At 56.7% G+C, this 19,740-nt stretch carries 21 protein-coding genes; 8 read left to right on the forward strand and 13 right to left on the reverse strand.

Annotated elements, in window-relative coordinates; genetic code table 11:
- Window positions 1-9: 9 nt before the first annotated feature.
- From iadA to ACMGGH_RS07380, 3 genes are read right to left on the reverse strand one after another with little or no spacing between them, the layout of a single operon-like run.
- On the reverse strand, window positions 10-1,173 hold the full coding sequence (iadA, locus tag ACMGGH_RS07370; RefSeq protein WP_193542287.1) for a beta-aspartyl-peptidase: 1,164 nt from the start codon (window positions 1,171-1,173) through the stop codon (window positions 10-12).
- 10 nt (window positions 1,174-1,183) lie between these two features.
- Complete coding sequence (locus ACMGGH_RS07375) at window positions 1,184-1,645, reverse strand: YjiG family protein (protein ID WP_028015231.1); 462 nt, start codon at window positions 1,643-1,645, stop codon at window positions 1,184-1,186.
- Complete coding sequence (locus ACMGGH_RS07380; RefSeq protein ID WP_045261285.1) at window positions 1,626-2,291, reverse strand: nucleoside recognition domain-containing protein; 666 nt, start codon at window positions 2,289-2,291, stop codon at window positions 1,626-1,628. The genes ACMGGH_RS07375 and ACMGGH_RS07380 overlap by 20 nt, the downstream gene beginning before the upstream one ends.
- Window positions 2,292-2,525: 234 nt before the next feature.
- On the opposite strand from ACMGGH_RS07380, the gene ACMGGH_RS07385 reads away from it, so the two are divergent.
- A complete protein-coding gene (locus ACMGGH_RS07385) occupies window positions 2,526-2,879 on the forward strand; it encodes a DUF4156 domain-containing protein (protein WP_014882205.1) in 354 nt (117 codons plus the stop codon).
- Window positions 2,880-2,943: 64 nt separating this feature from the next.
- Here the strand turns inward: ACMGGH_RS07385 and epmB are convergent, their stop codons facing one another.
- A complete protein-coding gene (gene epmB / locus ACMGGH_RS07390; RefSeq protein ID WP_028015233.1) occupies window positions 2,944-3,972 on the reverse strand; it encodes an EF-P beta-lysylation protein EpmB in 1,029 nt (342 codons plus the stop codon).
- A gap of 40 nt (window positions 3,973-4,012) precedes the next feature.
- On the opposite strand from epmB, the gene efp reads away from it, so the two are divergent.
- From efp to ecnB, 3 genes are all read left to right on the forward strand, one after another.
- Window positions 4,013-4,579, forward strand: coding sequence for an elongation factor P (gene efp, locus ACMGGH_RS07395; protein WP_003855940.1), 567 nt, complete (start codon window positions 4,013-4,015; stop codon window positions 4,577-4,579).
- A gap of 58 nt (window positions 4,580-4,637) precedes the next feature.
- Window positions 4,638-4,769: an entericidin A/B family lipoprotein gene (locus ACMGGH_RS07400; RefSeq protein WP_028015234.1), complete on the forward strand. Its 132-nt coding sequence runs from the start codon at window positions 4,638-4,640 to the stop codon at window positions 4,767-4,769.
- A 108-nt stretch (window positions 4,770-4,877) separates the two neighbouring features.
- A complete protein-coding gene (gene ecnB / locus ACMGGH_RS07405) occupies window positions 4,878-5,024 on the forward strand; it encodes a lipoprotein toxin entericidin B (RefSeq protein WP_003855942.1) in 147 nt (48 codons plus the stop codon).
- Between the two features lie 40 nt (window positions 5,025-5,064).
- Here the strand turns inward: ecnB and ACMGGH_RS07410 are convergent, their stop codons facing one another.
- Window positions 5,065-5,664, reverse strand: a complete 600-nt coding sequence (locus tag ACMGGH_RS07410) for a response regulator transcription factor (protein WP_232948704.1) — start codon at window positions 5,662-5,664, stop codon at window positions 5,065-5,067.
- A 259-nt stretch (window positions 5,665-5,923) separates the two neighbouring features.
- Here ACMGGH_RS07410 and sugE point away from each other — a divergent pair, with 259 nt between their 5' ends.
- A complete protein-coding gene (gene sugE / locus ACMGGH_RS07415) occupies window positions 5,924-6,241 on the forward strand; it encodes a quaternary ammonium compound efflux SMR transporter SugE (RefSeq protein WP_006178944.1) in 318 nt (105 codons plus the stop codon).
- Here sugE and ACMGGH_RS07420 read toward each other — a convergent pair.
- The gene (locus ACMGGH_RS07420; protein WP_028015236.1) at window positions 6,238-6,768 is read right to left on the reverse strand and encodes a lipocalin family protein; all 531 of its coding nucleotides are present in this window, start codon (window positions 6,766-6,768) and stop codon (window positions 6,238-6,240) included. The genes sugE and ACMGGH_RS07420 overlap by 4 nt on opposite strands.
- A gap of 105 nt (window positions 6,769-6,873) precedes the next feature.
- Entirely contained in the window at window positions 6,874-8,019 is a 1,146-nt protein-coding gene (gene blaACT / locus ACMGGH_RS07425) for an ACT family cephalosporin-hydrolyzing class C beta-lactamase (protein WP_150144618.1), read from the reverse strand.
- 132 nt (window positions 8,020-8,151) lie between these two features.
- Between blaACT and ampR the strand changes: the two genes are divergently transcribed.
- On the forward strand, window positions 8,152-9,027 hold the full coding sequence (ampR, locus tag ACMGGH_RS07430; protein ID WP_045261281.1) for a LysR family transcriptional regulator AmpR: 876 nt from the start codon (window positions 8,152-8,154) through the stop codon (window positions 9,025-9,027).
- Between the two features lie 29 nt (window positions 9,028-9,056).
- Here the strand turns inward: ampR and frdD are convergent, their stop codons facing one another.
- From frdD to frdA, 4 genes are read right to left on the reverse strand one after another with little or no spacing between them, the layout of a single operon-like run.
- Window positions 9,057-9,416, reverse strand: coding sequence for a fumarate reductase subunit FrdD (frdD, locus tag ACMGGH_RS07435; RefSeq protein WP_000609653.1), 360 nt, complete (start codon window positions 9,414-9,416; stop codon window positions 9,057-9,059).
- 10 nt (window positions 9,417-9,426) lie between these two features.
- On the reverse strand, window positions 9,427-9,822 hold the full coding sequence (gene frdC, locus ACMGGH_RS07440; RefSeq protein ID WP_028015239.1) for a fumarate reductase subunit FrdC: 396 nt from the start codon (window positions 9,820-9,822) through the stop codon (window positions 9,427-9,429).
- A 10-nt stretch (window positions 9,823-9,832) separates the two neighbouring features.
- Window positions 9,833-10,567 (reverse strand): succinate dehydrogenase/fumarate reductase iron-sulfur subunit, encoded by a 735-nt coding sequence (locus ACMGGH_RS07445; protein WP_041911494.1) that lies wholly within the window; start codon window positions 10,565-10,567, stop codon window positions 9,833-9,835.
- Complete coding sequence (frdA, locus tag ACMGGH_RS07450) at window positions 10,560-12,350, reverse strand: fumarate reductase (quinol) flavoprotein subunit (RefSeq protein ID WP_028015241.1); 1,791 nt, start codon at window positions 12,348-12,350, stop codon at window positions 10,560-10,562. The genes ACMGGH_RS07445 and frdA overlap by 8 nt, the downstream gene beginning before the upstream one ends.
- Before the next feature lie 310 nt (window positions 12,351-12,660).
- Here frdA and epmA point away from each other — a divergent pair, with 310 nt between their 5' ends.
- Window positions 12,661-13,638 carry an elongation factor P--(R)-beta-lysine ligase gene (gene epmA, locus ACMGGH_RS07455; RefSeq protein ID WP_041911493.1) on the forward strand — a complete coding sequence of 326 codons (978 nt, stop codon included), beginning with the start codon at window positions 12,661-12,663 and terminating at the stop codon, window positions 13,636-13,638.
- 198 nt (window positions 13,639-13,836) lie between these two features.
- Window positions 13,837-15,336: a glutamate/gamma-aminobutyrate family transporter YjeM gene (yjeM, locus tag ACMGGH_RS07460; protein ID WP_232948703.1), complete on the forward strand. Its 1,500-nt coding sequence runs from the start codon at window positions 13,837-13,839 to the stop codon at window positions 15,334-15,336.
- Window positions 15,337-15,373: 37 nt separating this feature from the next.
- Here the strand turns inward: yjeM and mscM are convergent, their stop codons facing one another.
- Together mscM and asd are read right to left on the reverse strand one after the other, a co-directional pair.
- Window positions 15,374-18,697: a miniconductance mechanosensitive channel MscM gene (gene mscM / locus ACMGGH_RS07465; protein ID WP_028015244.1), complete on the reverse strand. Its 3,324-nt coding sequence runs from the start codon at window positions 18,695-18,697 to the stop codon at window positions 15,374-15,376.
- Between the two features lie 19 nt (window positions 18,698-18,716).
- Complete coding sequence (gene asd / locus ACMGGH_RS07470) at window positions 18,717-19,685, reverse strand: archaetidylserine decarboxylase (protein WP_028015245.1); 969 nt, start codon at window positions 19,683-19,685, stop codon at window positions 18,717-18,719.
- Window positions 19,686-19,740 lie beyond the last annotated feature (55 nt).

The following is a 19,740-nucleotide window of genomic DNA, read 5'->3' on the forward strand; positions in this document are numbered from 1 at the left end:
TTATTGCCGCTACTCAAATGTTCCCTTCACGCATGCTACGCCTTCGCACACCATCTGGCGGCCTTTCGCCCAGACCTCGCGGATCTTCAGGTCATCCGTCAGCACCAGGAAATCGGCATCGCATCCGGGCGCGAGCCGCCCCTTATGCTCCAGCCCGAGAAACTCCGCTACGTTACGCGTAAACGGCAGAAGCGCCTCCTCCAGCGGCAGGTGATACCGGCTGACCAGTTGCTGCAGCGTCTGAGGCAGAGATTCGAACCCGGCTACGCCAATGCCCACCAGATTACCGTTCGCGTCAAAATTCGGTTGGCTGCCGTTACCGTCCGAACTGAGCGTAAGCCGGTTAAACGGTACCTGCGCTTCACGGGCCGTCGCGATGGCGGTGGCGGCATCAATGGGCTCACTGATGCTGGTGGTGATGTCGATATAGCCCCCATCACGGGCATAATCCAGCGCGGCGAGGAACAGCGCCTGGTCGCGGTTAACGTGGGTTGGCAGCAGCTTCGTGCGGGGCACGTCGGCATTATTCAGGATGTTAAGCAGGGGCTCCAGCAGCTTCGGGCTGTTGCCGAGGTGAAACACGGATATGCCCGCTTTAGCGCCCAGCAGCCCGCCGACGCGCGACTGGGCGGCCATATTCGCGAGCTGGTCATCCGCTGGTGCGGAAGAGCGATGGTCGGAAATCGCGCATTTCACGCCGATGATTTTATCAATCAGCGCCACATCCTTTTCGATGCTGCCGGTAATTGTCGGAGAAGGCAGCCCGTATGCGCCTGTCAGCATCCACGCGCTGATCCCTTCATGCTCAAGCGCCCGCGTTTTTGCCAGCAGAGATTCGGGATGGCGGGTCACGCCGTCGGTACCCAGCAGGCCAACAACGGAGGTGATGCCCGCCGCCACCAGCGCGGACAACCGTACCTCCGGCGTCCGGGTGTGCGGACCGGCTTCACCGCCGCCGCCGATCAGGTGTACGTGCTGATCGATAAAGCCTGGACAAACCACCGCCCCGGCGAGATCGGTTTCAGGACAGTTAAGCCGCATTGCTGCGCGATCCATTTTTTCAATCGCGACGATTTTTCCCCCGGCGATCAGCAGATCGCAACGTCCCCGATCCTCCGGCGCGTAAAGGTGCACATTGCGGAAAAGATGGGGTTCCAGCACTGAAAAATCCATTTTTATCTCCTCAGAAGAGTAGCTGCATTACCCACATTGAGAGTAGGGCGTTAATGACGCAGACGGTAATTATGTGTGGATAATACTTCGGGTTAACGCCTGCGGTGCCCAGGCAGCGGCCGGTGTTTTGCACCGGATTGCCCATCAGATAGATGGCGGGCAGCAGAACGGTGGCATCGTGGCCGTTGAGCGTGCCGGCAGCCACCAGGCTGGCGCAAACCCCCACGCCACCGCCCATACTCATCACCGAGGCCAGCAGGACCGTTGCCGCCGCGCCCGGAAGCCCCCACAGGGCCATAATTGGCTCGCAAATATTGCCAACAATATCCAGCAGGCCGGTCACCTTGAGCGCCTGAATGATGACAAACGCCATAACCACGTTCGGCAGCAGGCTGGTAGTGGCGATGGTAAAGCCTCGGCGGGCGCCATCGATAAACATGTCCATGATATTTTTACGCGGCTGGGCGATCATTTTTTTCCTCCTGAATACGACGATCTTCCATGTGAGCGATCCACAGACGCAGGAGGTTCGCGCCAACAAATTTAAACATCAGTATGACGGCCAGCGGCGTGATTACCGGGACGGTAATAAACGTGAAGAGTGCGGCGCCGGAAGAAAAATAGTTGGTAATGATGGCGCTACCGCTGGTCTGGAAGGTGGCGAAAATGGCGCGCTCGCGATCGGTAATAGCCCCTTCGTCGGTCAACTCTTTGGTCATCCCTGCTGCGGCATCGGTATTTTGCAGGTTGGCGATGAGGGCCAGAGAGCAGACGCCCGGTACGCCAAGCAGCGGGCGCAAAATGGGCGTCATCAGCTGTTGCGCGGCACGCAGCCCGCCCAGCCCCTCGGTGACGGCAATGATCCCGAGCGATAAAATGACCGAAGGCGCCAGTTCAAGGGCAAACAAGAAACCGTCTTTCGCCCCCGTGCCGCCCTCACCGCGAAACGTGAGCGCGCCGTTCACCGGACCGAAGCTGCCGTTTAGGACGGTAAAATCCAGCACGCGCCACCATTCGGTACTTTTGGCGAAAAAGCCTGAGAAAAATACGATGGTGAGCACAAACGCCAGATAGCCCACCCATGTTACCTTTTCCTCTCCTGAGGATGATGCACTCATGAAACCCCCTGTTTTAATCGCGTACAAAAGTTGTACGTCGCAACACTAAAAACGATCGAGGGCTAAAACACGATATCCCAAAGGGCATTATCAGAATTCATTTAAGATGTCGGAGGAGTGATGTACGGAATCCGGCTCGCAGAAATGCGCGGGGATTTTTCTTTTAGTCATCTTTTAGGTATAAGATTTACACACGGACAATTACTGTCCAGCTTATTGAAAACGAGGAATAACATGCGCGTAAAAGTCTGTGCAGGGATCGTAGGAGCAGCGTTGCTGCTGGCGGGTTGTAGCTCCAGCAATGAACTGTCGGCAGCGGGCCAGGGCGTTCGCTTTGTGGAAGATAAGCCAGGCAGCGAATGCCAGCTGTTAGGCACGGCCACCGGTGAACAAAGTAACTGGATGTCGGGTCAGCACGGTGAAGAAGGCGGCTCTATGCGCGGCGCGGCGAATGCCTTGCGTAACCAGGCTGCTGCAATGGGGGGGAACGTGATTTACGGCGTGAGCAGCCCGACGCAAGGAATGCTCTCCAGCTTCGTGCCAACGGCCAGCCAGATGAGCGGCCAGGTCTATAAGTGCCCGAACTGAGTTTACTTGCTGATGGCGCTGCGCCCCACCTCGTAGGGCAGGTAAGCGTAGCGCCACCTGCCTTTTAGCGCTGCCGCAGTTGCAAATCCAGCGGCGTCTTACTCGGCTCTCCGCCAATCTCGCGTGCCAGCTTCGGCACCATATAACCTGAAACCAGCGTTAACAGCTCGCGCATAATTTGTCGGGCTTCCTCATCCGTCACCATGAAATGCGCCGCGCCCTGCACGCGATCCAGTACGTGCAGGTAATAGGGCATCACGCCTGCGTCAAACAAGGCATTGCTGAGATCGGCCAGCACCCGGGCGCTGTCGTTCACGCCGCGCAACAACACGCTCTGGTTGAGCAGCGTCACGCCCGCCTTACGCAGACGCGCCATCGCCGCGCGAAATTCATCGTCGATCTCGTTCGCGTGGTTGATATGGTTTACCAGCAGCACCTGTAGACGTGACTGCTCCAGGCGCGTGACCAGGGCGTCGGTAATACGCGCCGGGATGACGATCGGTAAACGGCTGTGAATGCGCAGACGCTTAATGTGCGGGATGGCTTCAAGCTGCGTCAAAAGCCAGTCCAGTTCATGATCTTTTGCCATCAGCGGGTCACCGCCGGAAAAAATAATCTCATCCAGCTCTGGATGGGCGGCGATATAGTCCAGCGCAACCTGCCAGTTGCGCTTATTTCCCTGGTTTTCGGCATACGGGAAGTGCCGACGGAAGCAGTAACGACAATTTACCGCACAGCCGCCTTTTACCAGCAGCAGGGCGCGATTGAGATATTTGTGCAGTAAACCCGGCACCACGCTGTTTTGCTCTTCCAGCGGATCGGTGCTGTAGCCCGGCGCTGTAATAAACTCATCCTGCGACGTAAGGGTTTGTTTTAATAAAGGATCGTCAGGGTTGCCTTTTTCCATGCGCGCAACAAACGCGCGGGGAACACGCAGGGCGAAAAGTCGCTTTGCCTCACGGCCAGCAAGCAACTCCGGATGCTGATCGAGGTCTAAAAGACGCAGCAATTCATCAGGACTGGTGATTACATCGGCAAGTTGCGATAACCAATCTTCTCTGGATGGGGTGTTTAGGGTTACAATATGCGCCATTTTGTGGCTTAGCTACCAGTTAACAAATTTAGAGGGCCTTATGGCAACGTACTATAGCAACGATTTTCGTGCTGGTCTTAAAATCATGATGGACGGCGAACCGTACGCGGTTGAAGCCAGCGAATTCGTTAAACCAGGTAAAGGCCAGGCATTCGCACGCGTTAAGCTGCGCCGCCTGCTGACCGGCACCCGTGTTGAGAAAACCTTCAAATCTACTGACTCCGCTGAAGGCGCTGATGTTGTCGATATGAACCTGACTTACCTGTACAACGACGGTGAGTTCTGGCACTTCATGAACAACGAAACCTTCGAGCAGCTGTCTGCTGACGCGAAAGCCATTGGCGATAACGCGAAGTGGCTGCTGGATCAGGCTGAGTGCATCGTGACCCTGTGGAACGGCCAGCCTATCGCCGTTACCCCACCAAACTTTGTTGAGCTGGAAATCGTTGAAACCGATCCAGGTCTGAAAGGTGACACCGCGGGTACTGGCGGCAAGCCAGCAACGCTCTCCACCGGCGCTGTGGTGAAAGTACCGCTGTTCGTACAGATCGGTGAAGTGATCAAAGTGGATACTCGCTCCGGCGAATACGTATCCCGCGTGAAGTAATTTACGTCATGATTCGAGGCGCAGCGTCCGCTGCGCCTGATTTTTGCAGGCAGGGATGATGAAACGTACCGTTAAAATTCTGCTTCTGTTAGCGCTCTCCAGCGTACTGCTTTCCGGCTGTAACACCGCCCGTGGCATGGGGGAAGATATCCAGGACCTCGGTCATATCATTTCTCACGCAGCCAGCTAAGTCCGTCTAATTTTCCTAAAATTGCTTCCTTTTCCGTCAATCGGCGGGATCTTGTCTATTCTTAAGTTGCTATACACAAAACAACTTTGGCTATAAAAGGAAGATATTATGGTTAAGAAAACAATTGCAGCGATCTTTTCTGTCCTCGTGCTTTCCTCCGTGTTGACTGCATGTAATACCACCCGCGGCGTAGGTGAAGATATCTCCGACGGTGGTAACGCGATTTCTGGTGCAGCAACTAAAGCTCAGAACTAATGAAGCATGGACGGTACGGCACGTGAGTTTCACCGTACCGTCAATTCTCTGCTTCCTGCAGGGATAAAAACGGTGAAAAGCGTGTATCCATATGCAGCTTCATGCGGATATTGCGTTTATAGGTATAAACCGTTTTTCCGTTAATGCTCAGGTGAGCGGCTATCTTTTGGTTGCTCGCGCCGTCCATCCATAACGTCAACACTTTCTCCTCCTGTCGTGTCAGCAAGGGGGCGGCCACCGTCGGGCGGTACGTGCTTGCGCGCGAAATTAACGCGTCATTGATAACCGTCGCGATTTCCTCAAGAGGGGCATTTTTCATTAGCGAAGACCAGACCGGGAAGTTCCCGAGCCAGGTCGCCAGGTTCTTGTCCTCTCCCGATTGCAGCATAATAAAAGGTAATCTTTCGCTAGCATTCAGCAAAGAAGAGAGTTGCTGGAAATGGTGAATATCCTGCCTGAAACCATGCAGGTCAGCGATGACCAGCTCAGGTTTCCATTGCAGAATGTGCTCCCTGGCGAGGAATAGATTGTTCAGCCCGGTCACAACGTAGTGCCCCGGGAACAAACCGGAATGATTGAGCCATGCTTCAAACCCGGTGCGGGTGAAGTGACAACGGTCAATCAAAAGAATCTTGAACATATTTTATTCGCAGTCGGCTAGTGGTTTGGCTTCCTGCCATCAGAAAGCACATCATCATAGAGAAGTCCGATGAGCTATAAATGCCTGAACTCCGTGCCATACTGCGGCTATTTCTGGGCTTAACGCGTTCATCAGAAAATGATTGAAAAAAAATCACACGCTAACCAAAATATGGGGTGTTATCTGCCTTGCGGGACGACCCGTAAGCGCTTCCTTCATCGGGGACGGCCCCAACTGTTTTTAAGTTAAGGAGCCCGAGATGTCCTGGATTATTCTCTTTATTGCTGGTCTGCTCGAAGTGGTATGGGCGATTGGTCTCAAGTACACCCACGGATTTACCCGCCTGACGCCCAGCGTTATTACCGTTACGGCGATGATCGTGAGCATTGTTCTGCTATCGTGGGCAATGCGTTCTCTGCCCGTGGGAACGGCCTATGCCGTCTGGACGGGGATCGGTGCCGTAGGCGCGGCGATTACCGGCATTCTGCTGCTGGGTGAGTCAGCGAGCCTGGCGCGCATTGCCAGCCTCGCTCTGATTGTTGCCGGTATCATTGGGCTGAAGCTCAGTACCCATTAACGGGGCTGTTTTACCCAGATAAGTTTCGACACATCAAACCCCTGTCGGGTCGCGACGTCCAGCATCTGCTGTTTCATTTCTGACGAAATAGTTGGCGTGCGGGAAAGTATCCACAGATAGTCGCGATCCGGCCCGCAGACCAGCGCGTGACGGTACTCTCTGTCGAGTGCTATTACGTTATAGCCGCCATAAAACGGGCCGAAGAAAGAGACTTTGAGCGCGGCCCGTCGCGGGTCGCCAGTGAAATAGGCTTTCCCGACCGACTGCTGCCACATCTCCCGATCGGGATTATAGCCCCGGTTGATCACCTGAATACCGCCATCATCCATTGGGCTGTAATTAGCAGTAACCTTCTCTAAGCCCTGCTCAAACCGATGGTCGAGGCGCGCGATTTCATACCATGTTCCAAGGAAGCGTTGTGCATCAAAAGGCGTGACGACGGTAACGCCAGGAGGTGGGGTAGGGGAACTGCAGGCCACCACTAAAAACGCGGCTGTCACCGCGGCGATAACAGGCAAAATGCGCATAGGAGTTTCCTTACTGTTTTTTGTTAAGTGTAGATGACGGCAAGGAAAATGTGGTTTTTGTGCGGTGTGTTTCGCCGGGTAAGCGCAGCGCTACCCGGCAATGTTTTACTGCAGCGCGTCGAGGATACGGTATGCCGCCTCAACTCGCGCCGGGTTCGGATAGCTTTTATTCGCCAGCATCACAATGCCGAGCTGCTTTTCAGGAATAAAGGCCACGTAGCTGCCAAACCCGCCGGTTGAGCCCGTTTTGTGCACCCATGAGGCCTTAACCGGGGGAACGGGTGGACTCACTTCTCTCGCAGGCAACGGTGCCAGCGCCACCTTGTTATCACTGCCTCCGACGACGGTTTTGGCATCGACCGGCCAGTTAAGCATCTCCCAACCTAACCCCTGATACATGGCACCCACGCGCCAGTAGCGAGACTGCGCCAGCGTAATGCCTTGCTTCAGGGACGTATCCTGCAGTGCGTCAGGGGCCATATTGGCCATCACCCAGCTCGCCATATCCTGCACGTTGGTTTTCACGCCATATGCCTCTGCGTCCAGCATGCCCGGTGAAACGTGGACCGCTTTACCGTCACGATATCCCCAGGCGTAATGCGTCTCCTCCGCTTTCGGAACGTTAATCCAGGTATGATCCAGCTTGAGCGGCTTAAAGACCCGCGTCGTCATGGCCTGCTCATAGCTCATGCCGGAAGGTTTGACCGCCAGCGCGCCAAAAAGACCGATGCTGGAGTTGGCGTAAAGACGCGTTGTGCCCGGCTTCCACTGAGGCTGCCAGTTTTGATAGAAGCGCAGCAGGGATGCGTTATCTGTGACCTCATCGGGCACCTGTAAAGGCAGGCCACCGGCGGTGTAGGTTGCCAGATCCAGCATGCGAATCCCTTGCCACTGCTTGCCGGTCAGATCAGGCCAATATTTGGTTACCGGATCGCCCAGCGAAATTTCGCCGCGGGCAATAGCATCGCCCCCCAGCACGCCGGTGAAGGTTTTACTTATAGAGCCCAGCTCGAACAGGGTTTGCGGGGTGACGGATTTGTTCGCCGCGATATCGGCCTTTCCAAAGGTAAAGTAGTGTGGCTGGCCCTGATAAATCACGGCCACCGCCATGCCTGGAATACCCTGCGCTTTCATCAGGGGCGTAACGTTGCGTTCTACCACGTCAGCCAGCTGTTTTTCCGACATCGGCGCGGCGAGTACAGAGCAGGATGTGCTGAGCAGCAGGGCGCAGCAAAGGAATTTTTTCATCATCAATTATCTTCCATAATAGCAGGTCAAGGGAGTGTCCGGGCCCGGCAGACCGCTGTAGTCTGTTGGATTTGACTATGGCTGACAAACGGTTAAATTTAGCATGAGCTGTTAATTTTTCTAACGGATGGAACAATGACCCGCAGCTATCTTCCGCTTAATTCGCTTCGCGCCTTCGAAGCGGCCGCCCGGCACCTCAGTTTTACGCATGCAGCGATAGAGCTGAACGTTACCCATTCCGCCATCAGCCAGCACGTTAAGGCGCTGGAGCAGCATCTGAATTGCCAGCTGTTTGTCCGCGTCTCGCGCGGCCTGATGCTGACCACGGAGGGGGAAAATCTGCTGCCGGTGCTGAATGATTCATTCGATCGTATCGCCGGAATGCTGGATCGCTTTGCCAGCCAGCGCGCCCAGGAGAAGCTAAAAATTGGCGTAGTAGGGACTTTCGCCACGGGTATCCTGTTCTCTCATCTCGCGGACTTTCGCCGCTGTTATCCGCATATCGATCTTCACCTTTCCACCCATAACAACCGCGTCGATCCGGCTGCTGAAGGGCTTGATTATACGATCCGCTACGGTGGTGGAGCGTGGCACGGCACCGAGGCGCAGTTCCTGTGCCCTGCGCCGCTGGCGCCGCTTTGCTCGCCCGAAATCGCCGCCGTGCTCCAGTCTCCGGCCGACATCCTGAAGTTTACCCTGCTGCGCTCTTACCGACGCGACGAATGGTCGGCGTGGATGCAGGCGGCAGGCGAGCATCCTCCGTCGCCAACGCACCGGGTGATGGTGTTTGATTCGTCTGTCACCATGCTGGAAGCCGCACAGGCAGGTATGGGCATTGCCATTGCGCCTGTCGATATGTTTACCCATTTGCTGAACAGCGAGCGCATCGTGCAGCCGTTTACAACGCAAATTGATCTGGGCAGTTACTGGTTAACGAGACTGCAGTCGCGGGCTGAAACGTCCGCAATGCGTGAATTTGCCCAGTGGCTGGTGGGAAAGATGCAGAAATAAAAGGCCCGCCGGATGGCGGGCCAGAAGCGTCAGATAGTGACCACGGCAATCAGCGTCACCACGGTCAGGATGGTTGCCAGCCCGTAGAACACCCATTTACCGCTCGGCACATGGATTTTCAGGTCATGCATCGCATGGTGAATGCGGTGCAGGCCGCACCACAGCGGCAGGACGATCATCAGGAAGATGAACACGCGGCCAATAAAGCTGCTCGCAAACGCCAGCACGCGCTCGTAGCTCAGCGCATCGCCCGGGAACAGCCCCAGCGGCAGCATAATGCCGACCAGCAGGATGATTACCGGGGCGATGATGGCACTCCACATGCCGCCTGCGCCAAACAGGCCCCAGAAGACCGGCTCGTCTGAACGTTTTGGATTTGGATTGATCACAGTAGTCTCCTTACCAGAACAGTGCGACAAACAGAATGACAACCGTGACCAGGATCGTCACTGCCCATAGCCCTTTAATGACTGGCTCCGGCCCCATTTTTTCGTCTTTAATGATGATGTTTGCCGCTTTTGGCGCCAGTTCAAACCAGGTTTTGGTATGAAGTAGCGCCGCCGCGAGCGCGATCAGGTTCAGAACCACGATGATTGGGTTTTGCAGGAAACCGACAAAGTTCGCCCAGGTTTCCGGCCCGTGTTTAAGGGCAAAAACGCCATACATTAACTCAAGGCTGAACCAGACCGCCGGTACCGCCGTGCCTTCACGCAGCATATAGAAGCGATAAAACGGCAGGTTTTTCCACCAGGTGGACGGCACAGGCCGCACGTAGGCTTTGCGTTTAGTCGTCATCATGCACTCCTTAGCGTGGTTTCAGGGTAGCGATAAGAAAGTCTTTCGAGCTTTCCACTTTACCCTGCTGAATTGCGGCGGCCGGGTCGACGTGCTTCGGACAGACTTCGGAGCAGTAGCCCACAAACGTACAGGTCCAGACGCCGTTCTGGCCGTTTAGCTGCGCCATACGTTCTTTTTTGCCGTGGTCGCGGCTGTCTTCGTTATAGCGGTGCGCCAGGGTAATGGCGGCCGGGCCGATGAACTCCGGGTTCAGGCCAAACTGAGGACAGGCGGCGTAACACAGGCCGCAGTTGATGCAGCCGGAGAATTGATGGTATTTCGCCATCTGCGCCGGCGTCTGGGTGTTCGGACCCTGGTCCGGCGTGCGCGGGTTGCCGATGATGTACGGCTTAATCGCTTCCAGGCTTTCGATAAAGTGGGTCATATCGACCACCAGATCGCGCTCAATCGGGAAGTTGCCCAGCGCTTCAACCTTAATGCCTTTGGTGTAGTCACGCAGGAAGGTTTTACAGGCCAGCTTCGGCACCTTGTTGACCATCATGCCGCAGGAGCCGCAGATCGCCATGCGGCAGGACCAGCGGTAGCTCAGGTCCGGCGCCAGGTTGTCTTTGATATAGCCGAGCGCGTCCAGCAGGGAGGTTTGCTCGTCATAAGGCACTTCGTAGAAAGCGCTGTGGGGGGCGGTATCCACTTCCGGGTTGTAGCGCACCACTTCAACTTTCAATTTTTGCATCTCAGCCATTCGCCTTCTCCTTCTTCTCGGCGGCTTCTGCTTCTGCGCCATACACGCGTTTAGCCGGTGGCAGCGTGGTGATTTTCACGTCGCTGTAGTCCAGACGCGTGGTGCCATCCGCATCGCGCCAGGCGAGAGTGTGTTTCAGGAAATTGACGTCGTCACGTTCGGTGCAACCTTCGTCCAGACGCTGGTGGGCGCCGCGAGACTCTTTACGCGCCAGCGCAGAGTGCGCCATACATTCCGCGACGTTCAGGCCGTGGCCAAGCTCAATGGTATAGAGCAGGTCGGTGTTGAAGACGCTGGAGGTATCGGTGATGCGCACGCGCTTGAAGCGCTCCTGAAGCTCCGCCAGCTTGTCGACGGTTTTCTGCATCAGTTCCGGCGTACGGTAGATACCGCAGCCTTCTTCCATCGACAGGCCCATCTCGTCGCGGATCTTCGACCAGTTCTCGTTGCCTTCCTGGTTCACCAGATCCTTCAGACGTTTTTCAACGTCTGTGACCTGCGCATCCAGCGCCGCACCATTTGCTTCGCCTGCAGTCGCCGCACGCTCCATGGCGCGCTCGCCCGCCATGCGGCCAAAGACGACCAGCTCTGCCAGCGAGTTAGAGCCCAGACGGTTGGCGCCGTGCAGGCCGACGGAGGAACACTCGCCCACCGCGAAAAGCCCTTTAATGCGGGTTTCACACTGCTGGTCGGTTTCAATCCCGCCCATGGTGTAGTGCGCGGTTGGGCGTACCGGTATCGGCTCTTTCACCGGGTCGACGCCCACATAGGCTTTTGCCAGTTCGCAGATAAACGGCAGACGCTCCAGCAGTTTCTTCTCGCCCAGGTGACGCAGGTCGAGATAGACCACGTCGCCGCGCGGCGTTGAGATGGTGTTGCCCTTGCGCCACTCGTGCCAGAAGGCCTGAGAAACTTTGTCGCGCGGGCCGAGCTCCATGTATTTGTTCTTCGGCTCGCCGAGCGGGGTTTCCGGACCCATGCCGTAATCCTGCAGATAGCGGTAGCCGTTTTTGTTGACCAGAATACCGCCTTCACCGCGGCAGCCTTCCGTCATCAAAATGCCGGAGCCCGGCAGGCCGGTTGGGTGATACTGCACAAACTCCATATCGCGCAGCGGCACGCCGTGGCTCAGCGCCATGCCCATCCCGTCACCGGTGACGATGCCGCCGTTGGTGTTGTAGCGATAGACGCGTCCCGCACCGCCCGTTGCCATCACCACCGCATTGGCGCGGATCTGGACGAGCGTGCCTTCCATCATATTCATCGCCACCAGGCCACGTGCATGACCGTCGTCGACCAGAATGTCGAGGACAAAATGTTCATCGAAGCGCTGAATTTGTGGGAACTGAAGGGAGGTCTGGAAGAGGGTGTGCAGCATGTGGAAGCCGGTCTTATCGGCGGCGAACCAGGTGCGTTCGATCTTCATGCCACCAAAGCGGCGGACGTTAACGCTGCCGTCCGGGCGGCGGCTCCACGGACATCCCCACTGCTCGAGCTGGGTCATCTCCGTTGGGCAATGGTGCACGAAGTAGTCAACGACATCCTGTTCGCAAAGCCAGTCGCCCCCTGCAACCGTGTCGTGGAAATGGTATTCGAAGCTGTCATGATCCTGCGCGACGGCGGCGGATCCTCCTTCTGCTGCCACCGTGTGGCTGCGCATCGGATAGACTTTTGAAATCAATGCGATTTTAGCGTTCGGGTTGGCTTGTGCCGCAGCAATTGCAGCGCGTAATCCAGCCCCGCCAGCGCCTATTACGGCAAGATCGGCTTGAAAAGTTTGCACGACATTCCTCCAGATTTTTGTTTTCCCGCAATGCGATGAACTAAAGGAAGTTCACCTGCCCGAACGGGCGATTGCGGAAGCGATTCCACTGCTCCTTTATGGGTATAACAGTATAACCGCGTAGTTGTGAGGGAAATTTGACGTGTTCGATTTTTTTGCTGTTCTGTGCGGTGATTTATCATCGTGATTGATGAATTGCATCACAAAATAATCCACATAAATGAAATACGCGTTTTTACTGCGCAAAATTTGTCTCTGCCACTGCTAACGAGTAGACTTCGTGCCCTTGTCTGAAATCGGAGAAAAACTCATGAGCGAAACGGCCACCTGGCAGCCGAGCGCATCCATCCCAAATCTGTTAAAACGCGCCGCAATTATGACGGAGATCCGCCGTTTCTTTGCCGACCGCGGCGTCCTGGAGGTGGAAACCCCGTGCATGAGTCAGGCAACGGTAACGGATATTCATCTGGTCCCGTTTGAAACCCGTTTTGTTGGCCCAGGCCACTCCCAGGGCATGAATCTGTATCTGATGACCAGCCCGGAATATCACATGAAGCGCCTGCTGGCGGCGGGGTGTGGTCCGGTGTATCAGCTGTGCCGCAGCTTCCGTAATGAAGAGATGGGGCGTCACCACAACCCGGAATTCACCATGCTGGAGTGGTACCGCCCGCACTATGATATGTACCGCCTGATGAATGAGGTGGACGATCTGCTGCAGCAGGTACTGGACTGCTCAGAAGCCGAAACGCTCTCCTATCAGCAGGCCTTCCAGCGCCATCTGGAAATCGATCCGCTGTCGGCGGACAAAGCCCAGCTGCGTGAAGTGGCGGCAAAACTGGATCTGAGCAACGTGGCGGATACCGAAGAGGATCGCGACACGCTGCTGCAGCTGCTGTTCACCTTCGGCGTGGAACCGCAGATTGGCAAAGATCGCCCGACGTTTGTCTATCACTTCCCGGCAAGCCAGGCGTCTCTGGCGCAGATCAGCACCGAAGACCACCGCGTGGCGGAACGTTTTGAGGTCTATTACAAAGGTATTGAGCTAGCGAACGGCTTCCACGAACTGACCGACGCGCGCGAACAGCAGCAGCGTTTCGAGCAGGATAACCGTAAGCGCGCCGCACGCGGTCTGCCGCAGCAGCCGATTGATGTTAACTTGCTGGAAGCATTAAAAGCCGGTCTGCCGGATTGCTCCGGCGTGGCGCTGGGCGTGGATCGTCTGGTCATGCTGGCGCTGGGCGCCGAGCAGCTGGGCGATGTGATTGCCTTTACGGTCGATCGCGCCTAAAGCATGGCCGGGTGGCGCTGTCGCTTACCCGGCATATAGTATCTGTGGCAATATTCCTTTCCATTTCTTCTCCGCAACATTAAAAACTGCCATTTTCTCTGTACACGGGTCTTTTTCTTAAATTGCCTCGTATAGCCACAATATTAGTCTGGTCATCTGCTACCATCCGCGCAGTTTAATTCCTCTTCGGATGGTTATATGTCCCAGTCACTCAAAAAGATGACCCTCACCGGGCTCATTCTGATGATTTTTACGTCAGTTTTTGGCTTTGCCAACAGCCCGTCGGCTTTCTATCTGATGGGCTACAGCGCGACGCCGTTTTATATCGTTTCTGCTCTGTTCTTCTTTATCCCGTTTGCGCTGATGATGGCGGAGATGGGCTCGGCTTACCGGAAAGAAGAGGGCGGTATCTATTCATGGATGAACAACAGCATCGGCCCGCGCTACGCGTTTATCGGCACGTTTATGTGGTTCTCCTCCTACGTCGTCTGGATGGTCAGCACGGCGGCCAAAGTCTGGGTGCCTTTCTCCACGTTTCTTTTCGGCGCGGATAAAACGCAGGTCTGGTCTTTAGCCGGGCTGAGCTCCACGCAGGTGGTCGGAATTCTGGCGGTGTGCTGGATGGTGGTGGTGACGCTGGTGGCGTCAAAAGGCATCAACAAAATTGCCCGTATCACCGCCGTTGGCGGTATTTCCGTGATGTGCCTGAACCTGGTGCTGCTGCTGGTGAGTATCGCCATTCTGTGCCTGAACGGCGGACACTTCGCGCAGGAGGTGAACTTCGTTTCATCGCCTAATCCGGGCTATCAGTCCGGGCTGGCCATGCTCTCCTTCGTGGTATTTGCCATTTTTGCCTACGGCGGTATTGAAGCGGTAGGTGGGCTGGTCGATAAGACCGAGAACCCGGAAAAAAACTTTGCCAAAGGGATTATTTTTGCCGCCATCGTCATCTCCATCGGCTATTCGCTGGCGATTTTCCTCTGGGGCGTTAGCACTAACTGGCAGCAGGTGTTGAGTAACAATACCACTAACCTCGGGAACATCACCTACGTGCTGATGAAAAGCCTGGGAATGACGCTGGGTAACGCCATGCACCTGACGCCGGAAGCATCGGCCACCCTGGGGATCTGGTTTGCGCGCATTACCGGCCTGTCGATGTTCCTTGCCTATACCGGCGCGTTCTTCACGCTAATCTACTCGCCGCTGAAAGCAATCATCCAGGGTACGCCAAAGGCGCTGTGGCCGGCACGCATGACGCAGCTCAATACCGCAGGCATGCCTGCCAACGCCATGTGGATGCAGTGCCTGCTGGTGTGCGTGTTCATTCTGCTGGTGTCATTTGGCGGTGATACCGCGTCTGCGTTCTATAACAAGCTGACCCTGATGGCGAACGTGTCGATGACGCTGCCGTACCTGTTCCTGACGCTGGCGTTCCCGTTCTTTAAGGCGAAGCGGGATCTTGAGCGTCCGTTTGTGATCTTCAAAACCCGCGCGGCAACGCTGCTGGCGACCACGGTGGTGGTGCTGGTCGTGGCGTTTGCCAACATCTTTACCGTTATTCAGCCCGTGGTTGAGGCGAACGACTGGAACAGCGCGCTGTGGATGGTCGGTGGGCCAGTCTTCTTCTCGCTGCTGGCGATGGGGATTTATGAGAATTACTGCCGGCGCTCAATGGCGTACGTCACGGAAGTGGCGTAGCGGTAAAATGCCCCTCCCGAAAGGGAGGGGAGAACGATTACAGACTTCCCGCCGGGCGCGATCTTGCCGCCGACGTGAGCGTTTTACCCATTTTGCGTCCGTCCATGCTTTCCAGACGCATCTGGAACGGTGGGAACGGCATATCAATACCATGCTCGCGGAAGCCCGCCAGAATCAGCTGGTGGATCTCATGGCGCAGCGGCATGCGGTGCCCCATTTCGGCGGCGTAGATACGCAACTCGAAAATCTGGATCCCCTGCTGTAGGTCAACCAGGAATACTTCCGGCGCAGGGTTATCAAGCACCAGCGTACAGCGTTCAGCGGCGGTGTAGAGGATCTGCGTGACCTCTTCACTGTTGGCATCCGACGGCGCCGGTACCGTCAGCACCACGCGCGTAACGGAGTCCGACAGGGACCAGTTGATAAACTGCTCGGTAATAAATGCCTTGTTCGGCACGATGATCTCTTTACGGTCCCAGTCGCTGATCGTGGTAGCGCGGGTGTTGATCTTCGTTACGCTCCCGGTCAGATCGCGGATCGTCACCGTATCGCCAATGCGAATCGGCTTTTCAAACAGGATGATCAGGCCGGATACAAAGTTAGCGAAAATCTCCTGCATGCCAAAGCCAAGGCCAAATGTCAGCGCGGCCACCAGCCACTGCAGTTTAGACCACTCAATACCAATCATTGAGAACCCGACCATTCCGCCAAACAGCAGTATCAGGTATTTCGTAATGGTCGTAATGGCGTATCCCGTGCCGGGGGTTAAATCCAGATGCTGCAGCAGCGCCAGCTCAAGCAACGCCGGGAAGTTACGCACCAGCTGGGTGGTGATGATCAGCACCAGGATGGCAATCAGCACCGCGCCTAAGGTGATCGGCTCCAGGCTTTCAACGCCCTGTACCGTGGACGTCACGTCCCACAGAGAGATGTTCTCCAGGAAGCCAAACGCGGAGTGAATTTCCGACCACAGGAAGATCACCGACAGAAGGGCAATCAGCATCAGGAGGGAGCGCACCAGGCGCAGAGACTGGGTACTGATGGCATCCAGATCCAGTTCGACCTCGTCCGCATCCATCGTGCCTTCCGTGCTGTTGACATGGGTTGGCTCTTCCTCGCCACGGGCACGCTGAGCGAGGATCTCTGCCCGGCGATGCTTGGCGCGGTCAAAGGCCAGACGGCGGCGCTGGATCAGCATCCCGCGCCGGATCACGTGATACACCACCAGCAGCAGGAACCAGATCGCCACCGACGTTTCCAGTCGCGCCAGCAGCGCCTGCGAGGTTGCCAGGTAACCTACCGCTGCTGCCAGCATCGCAATCAGAGGAGCGCTCAGCAGCAGGTTCCAGAGCAGCCGGTTGAACATGTTGTCGCCGCTGCCGGATTTATCCAGATAGAGCGGTATCCCCGCGCGTTTCAGGCTGAGCGTGACGATGGCCAGCGCGCCGCAGATCAGCATAAAGCAGAGGCGGCCCAGCGAGCCTGAGAATTCCCGGTCGTTGAGATTATCAAACATGATCAGCGCCATTATCAGCGGCACAATCAACCCGATGCTCATCAGGTAATAGCGCATGGCGCGCGCCACGCGATTACGAGGCCAGCCAAAGTGGGCGATGAACAGGCCGTTAGGCCGCGCGAACGTCGCGCAAATCATCACCACCCACAGCAACGGTACCGTGGCGGTGACACCATCGCCAATGGCGACCGCGAGCGGATAGGGCCAGGCTTCCCGCAGGCCATAGCCAAGCGTCATCCACAGCACCGGTAGCGGAGACGCGACGAGAATCGACCAGAACACGGTGCGCAGCGTTAGCCAGAAGTGATCCTGAGTGACTTTCCCCACCCGCGCGCTGGAACGCTCCAGGAAGCGGGTGAAATGTCTGCGCGAATAAATGCTGAAGCCTACCAGAACCAACGCGCCCAGCAGCGGGAAAATCGTCTCTTTACTGGTCAGCATCATCACGCTGGCCTGTCCGAGCTGGCTAAAGGTGTCGAGGGAAATCAGGCGGCGCAGATCCTGAACGATCTCAATTGGCCACGAGAAGGTCATTGGACGTACGTCGGATGTCCAGAAGAGATAACGGTGCGTAGCCTCGTTCACCTCTTTCAGCGCGTCTTCCAGCTGGCTGTTAGAGACCTTGAGCTTAGTCAGTTCCAGAATCAGCGTATCCCCGCCCTGCAGCAGGGAGTTCAGCAGTTCGCGCTGGGTGCGCAGCTGGGCTTCCAGAATACGGTTTTGCTCGCTGGTCAGAGGTTGTCCGTCAGCCTGACGGATCTGGCGTATTTGCGGCTGCTTATTGAGAAGATCTTCAAAGTGCAGTCGCTGCACGCGCAGCTGGGCCATCTCGGTATCCAGCTGCTGCGGTTTCGGCATTTCCGGCAGGCGCGCGACCTGGGCGCGTAACGCTTCGCCCAGCAGGTTTGATGACCCGAGCCACTGGGACTGCTCGCGCAGGGTGTTGAGCGCCTGGCGCACCTGCAGGGTTTGATTCGTCGCCTGACGCTGCTGGGAGGCAACCAGATCCATACGCTGCGCCTGCTGATTCAGGGCGGCAGAAAGCTCGCGGTTGACCTTAAACTGATCGACGATACCTTCCGGCAGATTGGCGCTGTTTTCCGCCAGCAGCTCGGTGCTTTCAAGCGCTCGCTCGGCTTCGCGCTGGCGCTGGCTGTTAAGCAAATTACGCAGGGCCTGAAGGTACGCATCCAGCTGCTCGCTCTGCTTCTGAGCGAGTTCAGAGCGCATCCGCGCCAGCTCCTGGCGGTTGTTGGCGGAAAGCTGCGCCAGCTCCAGCTCATCCACAAGGGCCTTCAGACGGGCAGATTCCGCCTGCAGACCCAGATTTTGCGCCTGAGCCTGCGGCGTGTTGCCGCTTTGCGTACCCACGCGGCGCTCAACGTCGTTAAGCTGGCGGCGGGCGTCGGTTTGCTGCTGCGGAAGCTGGCTGAGGGAGTCGGCAATTTCACGCGCTCGCTCCTGCTCCTGCTGAGCCTGGCGGCTCTTTTCCAGGAGCTGGCTGCTGACCTGCAGGATTTCCTGGTTCAGGGCGTCGGTGGTCATGCCTTCCGGCACTTCGCGGGGCTCATCGCGCAGATTAGCGAGCTGCGCGCGCAGCGTTTGCGAGAGTTTAGGGAAGTTGTCGATAACCTGCTGATACTGCTGAGCGCGCTCAAGCGAGCCTTTCCGCTCTTCAAGCGCGTTCAGTGCGGACTGGAGTGACTCAACGGTCTCTGGCTGAGCGGGTTTAGCCGCTTTCGCCTGCTCCAGCTCCTGGGTTATCTGTTTGGCGTCGGGGGCTGTCGCTGCGTACGCCCCCATGCTGAGGCACCAGGCCATCAGTAGAACGATAATCGGGCGCACGTCAGCGATCCTTCTGTTGTTAGCCTTCGTCTTTTTTGTCGTCAACCAGCGGGCTGGCGTCGTGCTCGGCGTCGATCTCTTCTTGCGGCAGCGGAGCAGGTTCTGCATCCGGCGTCACGAAGGTTTCGGTTGAGACCGCCAGTGGCTGACCCAGTTTGGTGACCGACAGGCTTTCGAGCTGCTCAGCCAGCTTCACTTTGCCCGGCGCAAAAAGGTTGATGACGGTAGAGCCCAGCTTGAAGCGACCCATTTCCTGGCCTTTCAGCAGGGCGACAGAACCTTCTTCTTCACCGGCAGGCCACGTCCAGCGCTTGATCACGCCTTCACGCGGCGGGGTAATGGTGCCAGCCCAGACGGTTTCGATGCTGCCGACAATGGTCGCGCCAACCAAAATCTGCGCCATAGGGCCGAACTCAGTATCGAACAGGCAGATGACGCGTTCGTTACGGGCAAACAGGTTCGGTACGTTTTGCGCGGTCAGGTGGTTCACGGAGAACAGATCGCCCGGCACGTAGATCATCTCACGCAGGATACCGTTACACGGCATGTGTACGCGGTGGTAGTCGCGCGGTGACAGATAGGTGGTGGCAAAGGTACCGTTGCGGAACAGGTCCGCCATCAGGTAATTGCCCGCCAGCAGCGCTTCCAGGCTGTAGTTATGGCCCTTCGCCTGCAGGATTTTGTCGTCTTCGATGTTACCCAACTGGCTGATCACGCCGTCTGCTGGCATCACCAGGACGTTAGGGTCGGTGTTTAGCGGGCGCACTTCGTCGCGCAGCGGGCGCACGAAAAACTCGTTGAACGTGCGGTAGCTGGCGGTGTCCGGCTTCTGCGCTTCTTTCATGTCGACCTTGTAATACTTAACGAAAAGGTCGATGACCAGTTTGGTCAGCCAGCCCGCGCGTTTGCTTGCGCCCCAGCCCGCCAGGCGAGTGAGCCACAGTTTTGGCAGAATGTATTGAAGCGAAAGTTTAAATGCGTTTAACAAGGTAGCCTCCAGGCCATTGTTTTGTCGTTCCTGATCCGGCAGTAAGCCGCCGGAA

Source organism: Enterobacter sp. BNK-16 (genome assembly GCF_048684955.1).
Lineage (GTDB): Bacteria > Pseudomonadota > Gammaproteobacteria > Enterobacterales > Enterobacteriaceae > Enterobacter > Enterobacter bugandensis.